Origin of the sequence: Pseudomonas sp. Z1-12 (assembly GCF_051132015.1) — a bacterium.
GTDB lineage: Bacteria > Pseudomonadota > Gammaproteobacteria > Pseudomonadales > Pseudomonadaceae > Aquipseudomonas > Aquipseudomonas zanjanensis.
Genome location: NZ_CP071647.1, coordinates 3,449,322 through 3,465,769, shown reverse-complemented (window position 1 = coordinate 3,465,769; position 16,448 = coordinate 3,449,322). Strand labels below are relative to the sequence as shown.

The 16,448-nt window shown below is 63.3% G+C and carries 14 protein-coding genes; 10 read left to right on the top strand and 4 right to left on the bottom strand.

The features are described from left to right. Nucleotides 1-15: 15 nt before the first annotated feature. Complete coding sequence (locus tag J3P85_RS14665) at nucleotides 16-939, bottom strand: TIM barrel protein (RefSeq protein ID WP_434702116.1); 924 nt, start codon at nucleotides 937-939, stop codon at nucleotides 16-18. Between the two features lie 127 nt (nucleotides 940-1,066). On the opposite strand from J3P85_RS14665, the gene J3P85_RS14660 reads away from it, so the two are divergent. Further along, complete coding sequence (locus tag J3P85_RS14660) at nucleotides 1,067-2,119, top strand: LacI family DNA-binding transcriptional regulator (protein ID WP_434702115.1); 1,053 nt, start codon at nucleotides 1,067-1,069, stop codon at nucleotides 2,117-2,119. Nucleotides 2,120-2,617: 498 nt separating this feature from the next. On the opposite strand, the gene J3P85_RS14655 is transcribed toward J3P85_RS14660, so the two are convergent. Both J3P85_RS14655 and J3P85_RS14650 read right to left on the bottom strand, forming a co-directional pair. Then, nucleotides 2,618-3,712 carry an alkene reductase gene (locus J3P85_RS14655; RefSeq protein ID WP_434702114.1) on the bottom strand — a complete coding sequence of 365 codons (1,095 nt, stop codon included), beginning with the start codon at nucleotides 3,710-3,712 and terminating at the stop codon, nucleotides 2,618-2,620. Nucleotides 3,713-3,763: 51 nt separating this feature from the next. Then, nucleotides 3,764-4,603, bottom strand: a complete 840-nt coding sequence (locus tag J3P85_RS14650) for a pirin family protein (protein ID WP_434702113.1) — start codon at nucleotides 4,601-4,603, stop codon at nucleotides 3,764-3,766. 123 nt (nucleotides 4,604-4,726) lie between these two features. On the opposite strand from J3P85_RS14650, the gene J3P85_RS14645 reads away from it, so the two are divergent. The 9 genes from J3P85_RS14645 (at nucleotide 4,727) to J3P85_RS14605 (ending at nucleotide 15,149) form a co-directional block, all read left to right on the top strand. Continuing rightward, nucleotides 4,727-5,641 carry a LysR family transcriptional regulator gene (locus J3P85_RS14645; protein ID WP_434702112.1) on the top strand — a complete coding sequence of 305 codons (915 nt, stop codon included), beginning with the start codon at nucleotides 4,727-4,729 and terminating at the stop codon, nucleotides 5,639-5,641. 430 nt (nucleotides 5,642-6,071) lie between these two features. Next, nucleotides 6,072-7,397, top strand: a complete 1,326-nt coding sequence (locus tag J3P85_RS14640) for a flavin-containing monooxygenase (protein ID WP_434702111.1) — start codon at nucleotides 6,072-6,074, stop codon at nucleotides 7,395-7,397. Beyond that, on the top strand, nucleotides 7,397-7,807 hold the full coding sequence (locus tag J3P85_RS14635; protein WP_003201555.1) for a RidA family protein: 411 nt from the start codon (nucleotides 7,397-7,399) through the stop codon (nucleotides 7,805-7,807). Before J3P85_RS14640 ends, J3P85_RS14635 begins: the two co-directional genes overlap by 1 nt. Before the next feature lie 10 nt (nucleotides 7,808-7,817). Beyond that, nucleotides 7,818-8,492, top strand: a complete 675-nt coding sequence (locus tag J3P85_RS14630) for a DUF1028 domain-containing protein (RefSeq protein ID WP_434702110.1) — start codon at nucleotides 7,818-7,820, stop codon at nucleotides 8,490-8,492. Next, a complete protein-coding gene (gene argE / locus J3P85_RS14625; RefSeq protein ID WP_434702109.1) occupies nucleotides 8,485-9,654 on the top strand; it encodes an acetylornithine deacetylase in 1,170 nt (389 codons plus the stop codon). Before J3P85_RS14630 ends, argE begins: the two co-directional genes overlap by 8 nt. 15 nt (nucleotides 9,655-9,669) lie before the next feature. Beyond that, on the top strand, nucleotides 9,670-11,163 hold the full coding sequence (locus J3P85_RS14620) for an aldehyde dehydrogenase (protein ID WP_434702108.1): 1,494 nt from the start codon (nucleotides 9,670-9,672) through the stop codon (nucleotides 11,161-11,163). A 66-nt stretch (nucleotides 11,164-11,229) separates the two neighbouring features. After that, a complete protein-coding gene (locus J3P85_RS14615) occupies nucleotides 11,230-12,675 on the top strand; it encodes an APC family permease (RefSeq protein ID WP_434702107.1) in 1,446 nt (481 codons plus the stop codon). Beyond that, complete coding sequence (locus J3P85_RS14610; RefSeq protein WP_434702106.1) at nucleotides 12,675-14,057, top strand: aspartate aminotransferase family protein; 1,383 nt, start codon at nucleotides 12,675-12,677, stop codon at nucleotides 14,055-14,057. Before J3P85_RS14615 ends, J3P85_RS14610 begins: the two co-directional genes overlap by 1 nt. Before the next feature lie 111 nt (nucleotides 14,058-14,168). Further along, nucleotides 14,169-15,149, top strand: a complete 981-nt coding sequence (locus J3P85_RS14605; protein WP_434706375.1) for an ABC transporter substrate-binding protein — start codon at nucleotides 14,169-14,171, stop codon at nucleotides 15,147-15,149. Between the two features lie 267 nt (nucleotides 15,150-15,416). Here the strand turns inward: J3P85_RS14605 and J3P85_RS14600 are convergent, their stop codons facing one another. Next, nucleotides 15,417-16,328, bottom strand: a complete 912-nt coding sequence (locus J3P85_RS14600; protein ID WP_186705812.1) for a LysR substrate-binding domain-containing protein — start codon at nucleotides 16,326-16,328, stop codon at nucleotides 15,417-15,419. Nucleotides 16,329-16,448: the final 120 nt, after the last annotated feature.

The window sequence follows — 16,448 nt, the reverse complement described above, 5'->3', positions numbered from 1 at the left end:
GTTGTCCTTGTGCGATCAGAAACCTATGCCAGCCAGGTAGGCGCGACTGGCGGCCACGTCGTCGAGGCTGCTCCCCGCATTGCGTGGGTCGCGCTCCTGTTCGACGGTGATGCAGCCGACGTAGCCGAGTTCATGCACGAGGTCGTGCAGCGCCGGGTAGTCGATGACACCGCGCCCGATGGGGCACATCACGCCTCGGGCGCAGGCGGCGAAAAAACGGATGTGTTCATTCAGCACCTGGTCGAACACCACAGGGTCGATGTCCTTGAAATGCAGGTAATCCAGGCGATGGGCATAGGTGCGCAGCGACGCGACCGGGTCCATGCCGGCGTAGTAGAGATGCCCGGTGTCCAGGCACAGCCCGGCGACTTCATGGGGAATGTCGTCCACCAGGCGCGCCAACTCGTCGGCGAACTCGATGTATCCACCCGCGTGGGGGTGGATCACGGCGCGAATGCCGTATTGATGCCAGGCGATGTCGGCGATGGCGCGGATGTGCGCCATCATTGCGTTCCAGCGTGCATCGTCCAGGCGCGGGGCGCGGTCCGAATGGCCGGCTGCGTAGTCGCGCACTTCATGGCCCCAGTCGATGATCACCAGGTAGGGCCCGGCATGGCGCTGGCCGGCTTGCTGTTCCATGGGCGGCAGCTGTTTGAGCAGCGTGCAGATTTCATGGGTCTGGCGCAGCAGTTCGGGCAGGTTGGCGGGGCTGACGAGGTCGTCGAAGATCGTCCCGGCGACCACCTGCAGACCCTGTTCGGACAGGGCCGGACTGAGGGTGTCGGGGTCTAGCGGCAGGTAACCGTACGGCCCCAGCTCGATCCCGCGATAGCCGGCCTCGGCCGCTTCCCCAAGCACCTGCCGCCACGGAGGCAGGAAAGGGTTCTTGACGTCGTCGACGCCCCAGCAGCAGGGCGCGGTGCAGATATGGATCGTCATGGGGCACTCCGGCTGTGTTTGTTTTTATGTGCTTGGCCTGATGCTATTGAGTTGTCGGAAAGGGGGCCATGGGGCGATGGCTTAATCTGTCAAAACCCCTCATGATGCCAAGCAGAGGTGTCAAAACATGTCAGAACGCCGCCGTAAACTGCGCCCCACCATGGCCGATGTCGCTCGGGAGGCGGGGGTCAGCCTGTCCACCGTCGACCGGGTGCTGAACCTTCGCGCCGATGTGCGTGCCGATACCGCCCAACGCATCGCCGCGGCTGCCGCGCGGTTGGGGTTCCATGCCAAGGGTGTGATCGAACAACGGGTGCTCAACGACCGCCCGACCTTGCGGCTTGGCTTCTTGTTGCAGAAAAGCGGCGTGCCTTTTTACCAGGGGCTCGCCCATGCACTATCGAACGCCGCCGCGACCTGCTCGCGGGCACGGATCCGCGTGGTCATTGGTTATCTGGACGATCTCGACCCAGTCATCGTCGCGCAACGCGTCCTGGCCCTGCGCGATCAGGTGGATGGCCTGGGCGTGGTTGCGGTGGATCATCCGAGGGTCCGGGAGGCGGTTGCGCAATTGCGCGAGACGGGTGTTTCGGTGGTGGCGTTGCTGTCGGAGCTGTCCAGCGCCAGCGGCACGGGATACGTCGGGTTGGACAATCGACTCACCGGCCGCACGGCAGGCTGGTTCATCAGCCGCCTGGCGGATCGACCTGGCGCTGCGGCTGTCATGCTCAGCAGTCAGCGTTTCCAATGCCAGGAACTCTGTGAACTGAGCTTTCGCAGTTACCTGGCCGAGCACTCCAACGAGTGGGAGTTGCTCGCTTCGCGCCTGACCCTGGAGGACGATGAATTCGCGTATGGCAATACGCTGGACTTGCTCACGGCCGAGCCCGACCTGGCCGGGCTGTATGTGGCCGGAGGTGGCATCGCCGGGGTGTTGCGGGCCTTGCGCAGTCTCCAAGAACAGCAGCTTCGCCTGCCGGTGGTGGTGTGCCACGACCTGACGCCGTTGACACGCGAGGCCTTGAAGACGGGGTTGGTCCAGGCGGTGCTGTCTCATCCCGTCGTGACCATGGCCGAACAGGCGGTAGAAGCACTGGTCGAGGCGGCGACAGCCACGCCACCAGCCTCGGCGCCGAGACGGGTGGTGCCGCTTCAGATTGATGTGTCGGAAAGTACTTGAGTGCCCGCTGCATTCTGAGCCACCGCTATCTCAACATCATCATTGACTGACAATCCGCTATCGCGAGCAAGCTCGCTCCCACAGGGGATTGGTGGTGAATGTAAATTCTGCGGTCAACCGGAGCTCTTGTGGGAGCGAGCTTGCTCGCGAAGGCAATATCAGATTCAACATCATCCTTGACTGACAATCCGCTATCGCGAGCAAGCTCGCTCCCACAGGGGATTGATGGTGAATGCAGATCTTGCGGTCAACCGGAGATCTTGTGGGAGCGAGCTTGCTCGCGAAGGCAATTTCAAATTCAACATCATTGTTGACTGACAATCCGCTATCGCGAGCAGGCTCGCTCCCACAGGGGATATTGGTGGTGAATGCAGGTCTTGCGGTCAACCGGAGATCTTGTGGGAGCGAGCCTGCTCGCGAAGGCAATACGAAATTCAACATCATCGTTGACTGACATTCCGCTATCGCGAGCAAGCTCGCTCCCACAGGTCTCGGGCATTACGCCTCTTGGCCTGCTTGAGCCCCGGCCAAAGTCGGATAGTCCGTATACCCGCGCTCGTCGCCCTGATAGAACGTCGAGGCGTCAGGAGTGCTCAGCGCCTGGCCCTGTTTGAACCGTTCCACCAGGTCCGGGTTCGCCAGGAACGGCGTGCCGAACGCCACCAGGTCCGCTTCGCCACGGCTGATGGCCGTGGCGGCGCGTTCGGCGCTGTAGCCGCCATTGCCAATGTACGTCCCGCCGAAGCGACGCTTGAGTTCCAGGAAGTCGAACGGGACTTCGCCCAGTTCCACTATGTGCAGGTAAGCCAGGCCATAGCGGCTGAGCATTCTGGCGGTGTAGTCGAAGGTCGCCTGGGGGTGGCTGTCGCTCATCGAGAAGTAGCTGAAGATCGGCGACAGGCGCACGCCGACACGGCTGGCGCCGAAGACCTCGATCACCGCCTCGACCACTTCCTTGAGGAAACGGGCGCGATGCTCGACCGAACCGCCGTAGGCATCGGTGCGTTGGTTGGTGCCGTCACGCAGGAACTGATCGATCAGGTAGCCATTGGCGCCGTGGATCTCCACGCCGTCGAAACCGGCCAGCTTCGCGTTGACGGCCGCTTGGCGGAAGTCGGCGACCACGCCGGGGATTTCATCGAGTTCCAGCGCCCGTGGCAGTTCGTAGGGCTTGAGGCCCTCGGGGGTATAGATCTCGCCATCGGCCTTGATCGCCGAGGGGGCGACGGGTTGGGCGCCGTTGACTTGCACCAAGGGATGGGAAAGACGACCCACATGCCAGAGCTGCAAAAATATCTGCCCACCCTCGGCATGGACCGCGTCGGTCACCTGTTTCCAGCCGGTGATGTGCTCAGGGGTAAAGATCCCCGGCGTTCTCAGGTAACCCTTGCCCTGGGCCGACACCTGGGAGCCTTCGCTGATGATCAGGCCGGCGCTGGCCCGTTGGCTGTAGTACTCGGCCATCAAGGGCGTGGCTGCATCGCCTGCACCTGCGCGACTGCGGGTCATCGGCGCCATGACCATGCGGTTTTTCAGGGACAGCTTGCCGACTTGACTGCGGGACAACAGAAGATCGAGACCGGTGTCAGTCATGATTCACCTCTAAGGGATCGGGTATGAATGAGGGATTGAATCGAGGGTCGGTCAGGCCAACCGACCCTCTTGTTGCAAAAGGGCGCCGATGCGCTGGATTTCTTTCTCGCCTTTTTCCAGGGCGGCCTCGCTGGTATGCACCGAGTAGTAGCCCATCACCAGGTCATGGGGATGCTTGACCGCCGAACCGAGCACAAAGGAAGTCGCGCCCCGGGCAACGATGTCGATGGCCGCGCCGGATTCTTCGAACACCACCATTTCCCCGGCATTCACGTTGCCGTTGGCGCTGAGGCTGCCACTGTTGACTGCCAGCCAGGCGACGGTGTGCCCGGCCGGAGGCGTGTAGCGCCAGTGCTCGTTGTCCTGCAACTGCACGGCGAGGTAACTCATGCCCGCCGGGGAGGCGACGCCGCTGCGGGCTGCGCCGTATTGGCCAAGCAACACCAGCGCCGGACCTTCACGGGGGATCTCGGAGGGGGCCAGGTAGACGCTGCGTGCCGGAGAATTTTCTTCTGCCGCCGGCAGCGCAACCCAGAGCTGGAAGCCATGGATCGGCGAACCCGCAACCGGTCGGGCGGTGTGCCATACGCCGTTGCCGGCCTGCATCCACTCCATGCCGCCGCTGGGCAGGGTGCCGGACTGGCCGGTGGTGTCTTCGTAGATCACCTGGCCTTCGATCATATAAGTCAGCGTGGTGATCCCGGAATGCGGGTGCATGCCGAAACCCCTTTGCAGGGCATCGGCGTTGAAGGCGAAGTGATCGAGAAACACGAATGGCTTGCAGAACTGGCCCAGGTCGCCGGGGCTCATGAGCCGGGTGATTGGCCCATGGCTGCTGCCAGCAGTGCGATGGACGATGGCGCGGGGTGGCGCTGCGACGATGCTGTTCATGGGTCTTGCCTCCGAATCATGGGCGTTGGGCCTCGATGGGCGAAGGATAAGGGCCTGCCAATGGTTTGATTAGTCGATACAATCGGATTGAACTCATCCATAAATCGAAGGAATGTGCGCGCGATGCTTGATCTCAACGATGTTGCGCTGTTTGTCCAGGTGGTCCGCAGTGGCAGCTTCGCTGAAGCGGCCAGGCGGCTGGGCATACCTTCGAACACCGTCAGCCGACGGGTCCAGCAGTTGGAGGCGCAGTTGGCGTCACGCCTGCTGCAGCGCTCGACCCGCAAGCTCACGTTGACCCATGCGGGCCAGGGGTTCTATGAGCGTTGCGTGGACGCTGTGGACGGCTTGATGGACGCAGGGCAGGAACTGATGATGGGCGGCGAAGCGCCTGGTGGCCTGGTGCGCATTGCGGCGATGGCGGATTTTTTCGACTTCTTCCCGATGGAGTGGGTGGCCGACTTTTTAGCCGCGCATCCGCGGGTGCAGCTCGACTTCGTACTCAGCGATGCCCGGGTCGACCTGATTGCCGATCGCATCGACGTGGCCTTTCGCGGCGGTCCGTTGCAGGACTCGGGGTATGTCGGTCGCCAACTGCTCGGCAATGACGGCGACGGCATGGTTGCCAGTCCCGCCTACCTTGCCGCACGTGGCGCACCGCGTTCGCTGCAGGACCTGGCTCACCACGACGGCGTGAGCTTCGCCCAGCCCAGCGGCCTGACCGACTGGCGATTCGTCGGTCCGGGCGGCATCGAGGAGCATGTGCAGATCGCCAGCCGATTCCACGCCAACACCGCCCAAGCGTTGCGCCGGGCGACCGTCGCCGGCCTGGGCATCGCTGTGTTGCCGGGGGCGCTGAGCCGCCTCGACCTGGAAGCCGGAAGGCTGGTGCGGGTGCTGCCGCAATATCAACGCATCGGATTTGGCTTGAATGTGCTCTATCCGAGCCGGCGGCAGTTACCGCTGGCGGTTTCGGCATTCATCGGGTTGGTGATGGAAAAGCTGGAACTCAAGGCGTTTCCGGCGCGGATGCAGTGAGTGAGTCACTCAGGCCGGCGTCGTGGCGGGATAAGCCATTGTCTGCCGCACCGGAACACCGTGGCGAGGGAGCTTGCTCCCGCTGGCTGCGCAGCAGCCTAAAAAAGCTGAACGCTATCCGCCTGACTGGCCGCGGTGACGGGTTTGGGGCCGCTGCGCAGCCCAGCGGGAGCAAGCTCCCTCGCCACAGGTTCCCGTTATCAAGTCCAAATGAGACGCGCCTTGTTGCCGTGTCTATCCCTCCCGCGCAGTAGCCCATTTTTTTCCTTCCCAGCAACGACAAAAACCCTCGTTTCGCAAATCCCCGCCTGCCAACACAATCGCCTCGACACCTCATCCCGATCACCGCAACCGCAGAACAACAAGAAAACCAAACCCGAGGCGGCGCCATGCCCGCCTGAACCAAACCTACTGCCGGAAGTGCACAGACATGCCCGATGAAACCCTACGTATCGATACGCTTGTGATAGGCGCCGGCCAGGCCGGCGTGGCCATGAGTGAGCACTTGAGCCGTCAAGGCGTGCCTCATCTCGTCGTGGAGCGCAGCCGCATTGCCGAGGCCTGGCGCACGGCGCGTTGGGATTCCCTGGTGGCCAACGGGCCGGCCTGGCATGACCGCTTCCCAGGGTTGGAATTCGAAGGGCTCGACCCGGATGCGTTCGCGACCAAGGACCAGGTGGCCGATTACTTCGAAGCCTATGCCCGTAAGTTCAACGCACCGATCCGTACCGGCGTGGAGGTCAGGGGCGTCGAGCGCAATGTCGGCCGGCCGGGCTTCACTGTCGAAACCTCCGAAGGCCAGATCGAAGCGATCCATGTGGTGGTCGCCACCGGGCCTTTCCAACGGCCGGTGATTCCACCGATTGCGCCGGATCTGACGTCGGTCACCCAGCTTCACTCGGCCCAGTATCGCAACCCCCGGCAATTGCCCGAAGGGGCGGTGTTGGTGGTGGGTGCCGGGTCGTCCGGTGTGCAGATCGCCGATGAGCTGCAGCGCGCCGGCAAGCAAGTCTATCTCTCGGTGGGAGCCCATGACCGTCCGCCCCGGGCCTATCGCAATCGCGATTTCTGCTGGTGGCTGGGCGTGTTGGGCGAGTGGGATGCGGAGGCGGTCAAGCCGGGCAAGGAGCACGTCACCATTGCGGTGAGCGGTGCCCGTGGCGGCCATACCGTGGATTTTCGCCGGTTGGCTCACGAGGGCATCACCCTGGTGGGGCTGACCCAATCGTTCAACGGCAGCGTGGTGACCTTCGAACCGAATCTCGCTGAAAACATCGTCCGTGGCGACGAAAACTACCTGGCGCTGTTGGATGCCGCCGACGCCTACATTGCCCGCAACGGCCTGGACCTGCCCCTCGAACCTGAGGCCCGTTACTTGCTGCCCGACCCGCAATGCCTGACCCAGCCGATCCTGGAGCTGGACCTGGTCGCCGCCGGCGTGTCCAGCGTCATCTGGGCCACCGGCTACTCGGTGGATTACAGCTGGCTGAAGGTCGACGCCCTCGGCGCCAATGGCAAGCCTCGCCATCAGCGCGGCGTTTCCAGCGAGCCGGGCCTGTATTTCGTCGGCCTGCCCTGGCTGTCACGTCGAGGCTCGGCGTTCATCTGGGGTGTCTGGCATGACGCCCGGCACATTGCCGACCACATCGTGAAGCAACGCATTTACCTCGCCTACCAAGATGCCGCCCAGCGCCAGGCCCCGGCCCTGGACAGCGATTCGCACCGTTCGAAAACCAGTCTCTCGGGAGTCCGCTGATGCCTACTCACACACGTATTCGCATGTTCAACACCAAGGACACCTACCCGAACCAGACGCTGGACAACGACCTGTGCCAGGCCGTGCGCGCCGGCAACACCGTCTACGTGCGCGGCCAGGTTGGCACTGACTTCAACGGTCAACTGGTGGGCCTTGGCGATCCTCGCGCCCAGGCCGAGCAGGCCATGCGCAACGTCAAGCAATTGCTGGAAGAGGCCGGCAGCGACCTGAGCCACATCGTCAAGACCACGACGTACCTGATCGACCCACGTTATCGCGAGCCGGTGTACCAGGAGGTCGGCAAGTGGCTCAAGGGCGTGTTCCCGATTTCCACCGGGTTGGTGGTCAGCGCCTTGGGCCAGCCGCAGTGGCTGATGGAAATCGACGTGATCGCGGTGATCCCTGAATAAGGAGCGGAGCATGACCTTTTCCATCGTTGGACGCTGTGCCGAAACCGGCCAGTTGGGCATCGCCATCAGTTCCTCGAGCATTGCCGTCGGCGCCCGGTGCCCCTGGTTGCGGGCGGGGGTCGGCGCGGTGTCGAGCCAGAACATTACCCTGCCGGCCCTGGGGCCGCAGGTGCTCGATGAACTGGCCGGCGGCCGGGTGGCGCAAGCGGCGCTGGAGCGGACCCTGGGGCGCAACGGCTACAGCCAATACCGCCAGGTGGCGGTCATCGATGCCGAGGGCCGCACGGCGATGTTCAGCGGCGAACATACCCTGGGCACTCACAACGCCGTGGCCGGTGAGCAATGCGTGGCGGCCGGCAATCTATTGGCCAACGCTGCGGTGATCGAGGCCATGGTCACCGCCTTCGAGCAGGGCGGTGGCTGCCTTGCATCACGCTTGATGAGCGCGTTGCAGGCCGGGCAGGCGGCGGGCGGGGAGGCCGGGGCGGTGCATTCGGCAGCGCTGTCGGTGGTCGATGACCTGACCTGGCCCGTCGTCGATTTGCGGGTGGACTGGGCCGAGGAAAACCCCATCGGCGAGCTGGAAAAGCTCTGGCTCGCCTATCAACCGCAACTGCAGGATTACCTGACCCGCGCGCTCAACCCGACCCTGGCGCCGAGTTATGGAGTGCCGGGTGATGAGTGAGCTGCGCAGCCGGGCGTTGCTCGAACGGTTGGTGGGCTTTGCCACGGTCAGCCGCGATTCGAACCTGGCCTTGATCGAGTTTGTGCGCGACTACTTGCAAGGGCTGGGCGTGGATAGCTTGCTGATCTACAACGGCGAGGGAACCAAGGCCAACTTGCTGGCGAGCATTGGCCCGTCGGTGCCCGGTGGCGTGGTGTTGTCCGGGCACACCGATGTGGTGCCGGTGGACGGGCAGGCCTGGACGGTCGATCCGTTCCGACTGACCGAGATAGACGGCAAATGGTTCGGGCGCGGTACGGCGGACATGAAGGGATATCTGGCTTCGGTGCTGGCGGCGGTGCCGATGTTCCTGTCCAGCCCGCTGAGCCGGCCGGTGCACCTGGTGTTTTCCTATGACGAAGAGATCGGTTGCCTGGGCGTGCGCAGCCTGTTGGAGATGTTGCCACAACGCATCCCTCAACCGGCCTTGTGCCTGATCGGCGAACCCACCCAACTCCAACCGGTGTTGGGGCACAAAGGCAAGTTGGCGATGCGTTGCCATGTTCGAGGCGCGGCCTGCCATTCGGCCTATGCCCCTTACGGGGTCAACGCCATCGAGCAGGCCGCGCGCCTGATGGGGCGGCTGGGCGAGATCGGTGCAGAACTGGCCGAGCCGTCACGGCACGACCCACGCTTCGACCCGGCGTTTTCCACGGTGCAGGTCGGGGTGATCCAGGGCGGTACGGCATTGAACATTGTCCCGGCCGATTGCCGTTTCGACTTCGAAGTGCGCGCCTTGCCGGATTTCGATCCGCACGTGGTGGTCGAGCAGTTGCAAGGTTATGCGCAACAGACCCTGCTGCCGGCGATGCAGGCGGTAGCGGGGGATACGGCGATCCGTTTCGAGCCGCTGTCGGCCTACCCGGGCCTGGCCACTTCGCCTGAAAGCGCGGCCGCCCAACTGGTTGCGCGACTGTGCGGCAGCGACGCTTTCAGCACCGTCGCCTTTGGCACCGAAGGCGGCCTGTTTCACCAGGCCGGCGTGCCGACGGTGGTCTGTGGCCCCGGCAGCATGGACCAAGGGCACAAGCCCGACGAGTACGTGAGCGTTGAACAAATGGCTGCCTGCGATCGCTTGATGGATCGGTTGGCGAGCCATCTCTGCAACCCCAACGACATCTGACCGAAGGACATCGCGGTGAACGATTTCAATGACTGGAAAAACCGGGCTGCACACCTGCGCCTGCGTGACAGCGCCCTGATTGATGGCGAGCCGTGCGAGGCACTCGACGGCGCGCGCTTGGAGGTCATCAACCCTGCCAATGGCCAGCGGTTGGCGAATGTGGTGGCCTGTGGTGAACGGGACGTTGACCTTGCCGTAGTGAGCGCGCGAAAGGCTTTCGAGCATGGCCCTTGGGCGCGCATGGCCCCGACCGAGCGCAAAGCCGTGCTGTTGCGTCTGTCGCAATTGATGCTGGCCCATCGCGAGGAGCTGGCGCTGCTGGATTCCTTGAGCATGGGCAAGCCGGTCATGGATGCCTGGAACATCGACGTGCCTGGCGCCGCCCATGTGTTTGCCTGGTATGGCGAAAGCCTCGACAAACTCTACGACCAGGTGGCCCCTTCGGCGTCCAACATCCTGGCCACTATTACTCGTGTACCGCTGGGCGTGATCGCGGCGGTAGTGCCCTGGAATTTTCCATTGGACATGGCCGCCTGGAAGCTCGCACCGGCCTTGGCGGCGGGCAACAGCGTGGTGCTCAAGCCCGCCGAGCAATCGCCTTTCTCAGCCTTGCGCCTGGCCGAACTGGCCCTGGAAGCGGGCGTGCCACCGGGCGTGCTCAACGTCGTACCGGGTCTGGGCGAACAAGCGGGGCGGGCGCTGGGCTTGCACCCGGACATTGATTCGCTGGTGTTCACCGGCTCCACCGAAGTCGGCAAGTACTTCATGCAGTACTCGGCCCAGTCGAACCTCAAGCAGGTCTGGCTGGAGTGCGGTGGCAAAAGCCCGAACCTGGTGTTTGCCGACTGCCAGGACCTGGACCTGGCGGCGCAAAAAGCGGCCTTCGGGATTTTCTTCAACCAGGGCGAAGTCTGCTCGGCGAACTCGCGGCTGCTGGTGCAGCGTTCGATCCACGATGAGTTCGTCGAGCGCCTGATCGATCAGGCCCGTCTGTGGCAGCCGGGTAACCCGCTGGACCCAGCGAGTCGTGCCGGGGCGATTGTCGATACGCGCCAGACCGCGCGAATCATGCAGTACATCCAGCAGGCCCAGGCCGAAGGCGCGAGCCTGGTCTGTGGGGGGCGCCAGTTGAGCTTGGAAGGTTCGAGCAACTTCATTGAACCGACGATTTTTACCCACGTGCACCCGGCCATGCAGTTGGCCCGGGAAGAGGTGTTCGGGCCGGTATTGGCAATCAGTGTGTTCGATGACGAAGAACAGGCCATCGCCATGGCCAATGAGCACATCTATGGCTTGGCGGCGTCCGTGTGGACCGACGACCTGAACCGCGCCCATCGCGTGGCGCGGCGCCTGAACGCCGGCACGGTGTCGGTGAATACCGTGGATGCGTTGGACGTCACGGTGCCCTTCGGTGGTGGCAAGCAGTCGGGCTTCGGTCGCGACCTGTCGCTGCATGCGTTCGACAAATACACGCAACTCAAGACCACCTGGATCCAGCTGCGTAGCTGACGACCCAAGCACAGGTTTCACCCGCAATCGATTTGTTCTCCCTAAAACAAGAAAACGGAGCAACCGATGGACAGTTCCTCAAGCGTGCCGCTACAAACCGTTACCACATCCCTGGCAGGCCCGCGCCGCCGCCTGGGCCTGAGCGCCCTGTTGGCGGTGGCCGTGGGCCTGGTGGTTTCCCAGGGCGTCATGGTGCTGATGCTGCAAGGCGCCGGGATGGCCGGCATGGGCTTTGTCATTCCGTTGATCCTGGCCTGGCTGCTGGCCCTGAGTTACGCCTGTTCGTTCTCGGAACTGGCGCTGATGATTCCTCGGGCCGGTAGCCTGAGCAGCTACACCGAAGTCGCAATCGGCCAGTTCCCGGCCATCCTGGCGACCTTCTCCGGCTATGTGGTGGTGGCGATGTTCGCCCTGTCGGCGGAGTTGCTGCTGATGGAATTCATCATCGACAAGGTCTATCCGCATTCGATGCCACCCCTGAGCGTAGCCCTTGGCGTGCTGTGCCTGTTCACCGTGCTCAACCTGTTCAATATCGATATTTTCTCGCGCTTGCAGACCGTGTTGGCGCTGGTGATGACGGTGATGCTGGTGGTCATGGGGCTGGGGGCGCTGGCAAGCGAAGGCGCCAGCAACGTGTCGACGCTGGTGACGGCTTCTGGTTGGAATCCCATGGGACTCGGCGTGATTGCCCTGGCGGCGATGGCGGTATGGGGCTTCGTCGGGGCCGAGTTCGTCTGTCCGTTGGTGGAGGAGACCCGACGTCCAGAGCGCAACATCCCGGCCTCGATGATGATCGGCCTCACCGTGATCTTTGTGGTCATCTGCCTGTATTGCCTTGGGGCTCTGCTCACCGTGCCGCAAGCGGAGTTGGCCAGTAATGGCCTGCCTCATTATCTGTTCGCCACCACGGTGTTCGGTGAGGCCGGGCAGGTATTCCTGGTGACCGCCGCGATCACCGCTACGTGCAGCACGCTCAACAGTTCCCTCGCCGCCATCCCGCGCATGCTGCTGGGCATGGCCCGCAGTGGGCAGGCGTTTGGGGTCTTCAAGCGGCAGGGCAAGCGCAGCGGCGCACCGTGGGTCGCGGTGCTGTTTGTCGCGGCGGTGACCGGTTTGCCGTTGTTGCTGATGCACGACAGCCCTGACGCCATCAACCTTCTGCTACTGGCTGCGGCCCTGGCCTGGCTGCTGGCCTACATCATTACCCACATCAACGTGATTGCCCTGCGTCGGCGCTACCCCCAAGTGCACCGGCCGTTCCGGACGCCGTTCTACCCGTTGCCCCAGCTGTTTGGCATCGCCGGCATGCTCTTTGCCATTTGGCATGTTTCCCCCAGCCCCGAAATGACCGTTCCGATCTTTGCCAGCGCCGGTGCGGTGCTGGGCATCGTTTCGCTGATCGCGGTGGTGTGGGTCAAGTGCGTGATGGGCAAACCCCTGTTCAAGCCCGAGCCACTGGCGTCTGCCCTGGACACCGAAGCCTTCAAGACCAATAAGCAAGGAGAACTCTGATGAACGCGCCACTGAATCCAAACCGCACGACCCGCGAATACCAGGCGCTGGACGCGGCGCACCACATCCATGCGTTCCTCGACCAGAAAGCGCTCAATGCCGAAGGACCACGGGTCATCGTTCGGGGTGAAGGCCTGGCGCTGTGGGACAACGACGGCAAGCGTTACCTGGACGGCATGTCGGGCCTGTGGTGCACCAACCTGGGCTACGGTCGCCAGGACCTGGCGGCGGCTGCCAGCCGTCAATTGGAGCAGTTGCCTTACTACAACATGTTCTTCCACACCACCCACCCCGCCGTGGTGGAATTGTCGGAACTGCTGTTCAGCCTTTTACCGGGTCACTACAGCCACGCCATCTATACCAACTCCGGCTCCGAGGCGAACGAGGTGCTGATTCGCACCGTGCGTCGCTACTGGCAGATCCTCGGCAAGCCCCAGAAAAAAGTCATGATCGGTCGCTGGAACGGCTACCACGGCTCGACCCTGGGCGCTTCGGCCTTGGGCGGCATGAAGTTCATGCACGAGATGGGCGGCGTGATTCCGGATGTGGCGCACATCGATGAGCCGTACTGGTTCGCCCATGAAGGTGACCTGACGCCTGCCGAGTTCGGCCTGCGTGCCGCTCGACAACTGGAGGAAAAGATTCTCGAACTGGGCGCCGACAACGTCGCGGCGTTCGTCGCCGAACCGTTCCAGGGTGCCGGCGGCATGATCTTTCCGCCTGAAAGCTACTGGCCGGAAATCCAGCGCATCTGCCGCCAGTACGACGTGCTGTTGTGCGCCGATGAAGTGATCGGCGGCTTCGGCCGCACCGGAGAATGGTTCGCCCATGAGTATTTCGGTTTCGAACCCGACACGTTGTCCATCGCCAAGGGCCTGACCAGCGGCTACATCCCCATGGGCGGGCTGATCCTGTCCAAGCGCATGGCCGAGGTGCTGGTGGAACAGGGTGGTGTATTCGCCCATGGCTTGACGTATTCCGGACACCCGGTGGCTGCGGCGGTGGCGATTGCCAACCTCAAGGCGTTGCGCGACGAGGGCATCGTCACGCGGGTCAAGGAGGACACCGGGCCGTACTTGCAGCGCTGCTTGCGCGAAGCGTTCGGCGGCCATCCGCTGATTGGCGAGATCCAGGGCGCCGGCATGGTGGCGGCCCTGCAACTGGCCGAAGACAAGGACAGTCGCAAGCGCTTCGCCAATGAGAACGACATGGCCTGGCAGTGCCGCACCTTTGGTTTCGAGGAAGGCCTGATCATTCGCTCCACCCTGGGCCGGATGATCATGGCCCCGGCGCTGGTCGCCAGCCATGCCGACATCAACGAACTGGTCGACAAGACCCGTATAGCTGTAGATCGCACCGCCCGCGCTTACGGTCGCCTCTGAGTCCCGTCGCCGGCTCGTGCGGGCGAGCCGGCATTTTCGAGGAACCGCTCCATGTCCAGATCCTTGCGTTGCAATATTGCGTGTGCATTGGCGTTGTTGAGTTCCAGCGTCATGGCCGCGCCCCAGAGCTTGACCGTGATTTCCTTTGGCGGTGCCACCAAGCAGGCCCAGGACAAGGCCTACTTCCAACCCTTCAACGCCAGCGGTGCAGGAAGCATCGTGGCCGGCGAATACAACGGTGAGCTGTCGAAGATCAAGGCCATGGTCGCGGCCGGTCACACCAGTTGGGACGTGGTCGAAGTGGAAAGCCCGGAGCTGTTGCGGGGCTGTGAGGAAGGCTTGTTCGAAAAGCTCGACCTGACAGGCCTTGGCGACCCGGCGAACTATGTGCCGGGTGCGCTCAATGAGTGTGGTGTCGCCACCTACGTGTGGTCGATGGTCCTGGCCTATGACCAGACCAAGCTCGCCAAGGCACCCAGGTCCTGGGCGGATTTCTGGAACGTCGCCGAGTACCCGGGCAAGCGCGGCCTGCGCAAGGGGGCCAAATACACCCTGGAGATCGCCTTGCTGGCCGATGGGGTCAAGGCCCAGGATTTGTACAAGGTGTTGAACACGCCCCAAGGCGTATCCCGGGCCTTCGCCAAACTGGACCAGATCAAGCCGAACATCCAATGGTGGGAGGCCGGCGCGCAACCGGCGCAATGGCTGGTGGCGGGGGACGTGGCGATGAGTGCGGCCTACAACGGGCGTATCGCCTCGGCGCAGAAGGAAGGCATGAAGTTGAGCATTGTCTGGCCCCAGAGCCTGTACGACCCGGAGTACTGGGCCGTGGTCAAGGGCACGCCGAACAAGGCCCTGGCCGAGCAGTTCATTGCTTTCGCCAGCCAGCCGCAGACCCAGAAGGTGTTTTCGGAAAACATCCCTTATGGGCCGGTGCACCGCAAGACGCTGGCGTTGTTGCCGACGGCGGTACAGGAACAGTTGCCCACCGCCGAGGCCAACCTGGCTGAAGCCCAAGCCGTGGACGCGGAGTTCTGGGTCGACCATGGCGAGGAACTGGAACAACGGTTCAACGCCTGGGCGGCTCGCTAGACAGCGAATCGCACTTGTGACGAAGACCGCCTTTTGTATGGCTGGAGAGTGGGTGGGGCATTCAAACCCCATTCACTTGCAAAGACCGAACCTGTGGCGATCATCGGTTTTTTGTGGCGAGGGAGCTTGCTCCCGCTGGGCTGCGCAGCAGCCCCAACGCGTTCACCGCGGTGTGCCAGGTTGATTGGGTCAGCTTGTTTTGGGGGTGCTTCGCACCCCTGCGGGAGCAAGCTCCCTCGCCACAGGGGGGGCGTGTTTGACTGGGTGTCAGGCCAGCCATTGCTTGAACTGTTCTTTGCAGTAATCCACGAACAACTGGGCCGGTTTGGTCAGGTGGGCGCGCTTGAGCCAGCCGGCCACCAGCGCCGAACCGGTCACGTCCTCGGCGATGTCGACGCACACCAGGTGCTGCCCGTCGTAGGTGCAGGTGGAGTGCGGGCGGGTCACCAGTACGGCGAAGCCGAAGGACTGGCCGACCATGCCTCGGACCATCTCGATGGACGGCGAGCTGAACACAATGTTGGGCGTCAGGCCCAGCTCTTCGAAGATGCTCACGAAGTAGGTGCGACTGGGCTGCACGTCCAGCAGGATCATCGGTTCGAGGGCCAGGTCACGCAGCGACACCTGGGCCTGATCGGCGAAGCGATGGCCCGCCGGCAACAGCGCATAGGGGCGTTGCGGTGCCGTCAGCGCTTCGGTCTCGATGGTGCTGTCGAGGTCGTGTTCATAGAAAATCGCCAGGTCGAAACGCCCCCCCGTCAGGCCCTGTACCAGCTCTTGTTGTTCGCCATCCTGTACGCGAATTTCCACCCCGGGAAAGCGCTCCCGGAAACCGGCGATCAGCCGCGGCAGGTAGAGCGGGGCGACGGTTTCGAAGCAGCCGATGTCGATCTGCCCGCTGACCACGTCGTTGTCGGCCAGCGCGTTCTGCTCGAACTCCCGGGCCATGCGCAACAGCTCCTGGGCCTTGCGGTAGAAACGCGCGCCACCGGGCGTCAACGATACGCCCTGGGCGTGATGACGAATGAGCAGTTGCACGCCGAAACTGTCTTCCAAGCCCTTGATGGCGGTGGCGATCGACGGTTGGGCGATGTACAGCTTGCGGGACGCTTCAGCGACGCTGCCACATTCGACGGTGGTGACGAAGTACTTCAGCTGACGCAAGGAATAGGACGCCACGGCACACCTCGATCCGGATGATTTCTGCCTACCTTACCTTGTGCGCAAGGCGTAAGGGGCGGGCATTGCTACGGATTTTGCTGGGCAGTGACGATATTCAACCTGGCTTGGGGACGCGCG

What these genes read in the sequence shown, in the direction of transcription:
- J3P85_RS14610 (WP_434702106.1), top strand. Translation starts at nt 12,675, where the DNA reads ATGAACGCGCCACTGAATCCAAACCGCACGACCCGCGAATACCAGGCG.
- J3P85_RS14665 (WP_434702116.1), bottom strand. Translation starts at nt 939, where the DNA reads ATGACGATCCATATCTGCACCGCGCCCTGCTGCTGGGGCGTCGACGAC.
- J3P85_RS14635 (WP_003201555.1), top strand. Translation starts at nt 7,397, where the DNA reads ATGCCTACTCACACACGTATTCGCATGTTCAACACCAAGGACACCTAC.
- J3P85_RS14660 (WP_434702115.1), top strand. Translation starts at nt 1,067, where the DNA reads ATGTCAGAACGCCGCCGTAAACTGCGCCCCACCATGGCCGATGTCGCT.
- J3P85_RS14640 (WP_434702111.1), top strand. Translation starts at nt 6,072, where the DNA reads ATGCCCGATGAAACCCTACGTATCGATACGCTTGTGATAGGCGCCGGC.
- J3P85_RS14605 (WP_434706375.1), top strand. Translation starts at nt 14,169, where the DNA reads ATGGCCGCGCCCCAGAGCTTGACCGTGATTTCCTTTGGCGGTGCCACC.
- J3P85_RS14650 (WP_434702113.1), bottom strand. Translation starts at nt 4,603, where the DNA reads ATGAACAGCATCGTCGCAGCGCCACCCCGCGCCATCGTCCATCGCACT.
- argE (WP_434702109.1), top strand. Translation starts at nt 8,485, where the DNA reads ATGAGTGAGCTGCGCAGCCGGGCGTTGCTCGAACGGTTGGTGGGCTTT.
- J3P85_RS14655 (WP_434702114.1), bottom strand. Translation starts at nt 3,712, where the DNA reads ATGACTGACACCGGTCTCGATCTTCTGTTGTCCCGCAGTCAAGTCGGC.
- J3P85_RS14615 (WP_434702107.1), top strand. Translation starts at nt 11,230, where the DNA reads ATGGACAGTTCCTCAAGCGTGCCGCTACAAACCGTTACCACATCCCTG.
- J3P85_RS14645 (WP_434702112.1), top strand. Translation starts at nt 4,727, where the DNA reads ATGCTTGATCTCAACGATGTTGCGCTGTTTGTCCAGGTGGTCCGCAGT.
- J3P85_RS14630 (WP_434702110.1), top strand. Translation starts at nt 7,818, where the DNA reads ATGACCTTTTCCATCGTTGGACGCTGTGCCGAAACCGGCCAGTTGGGC.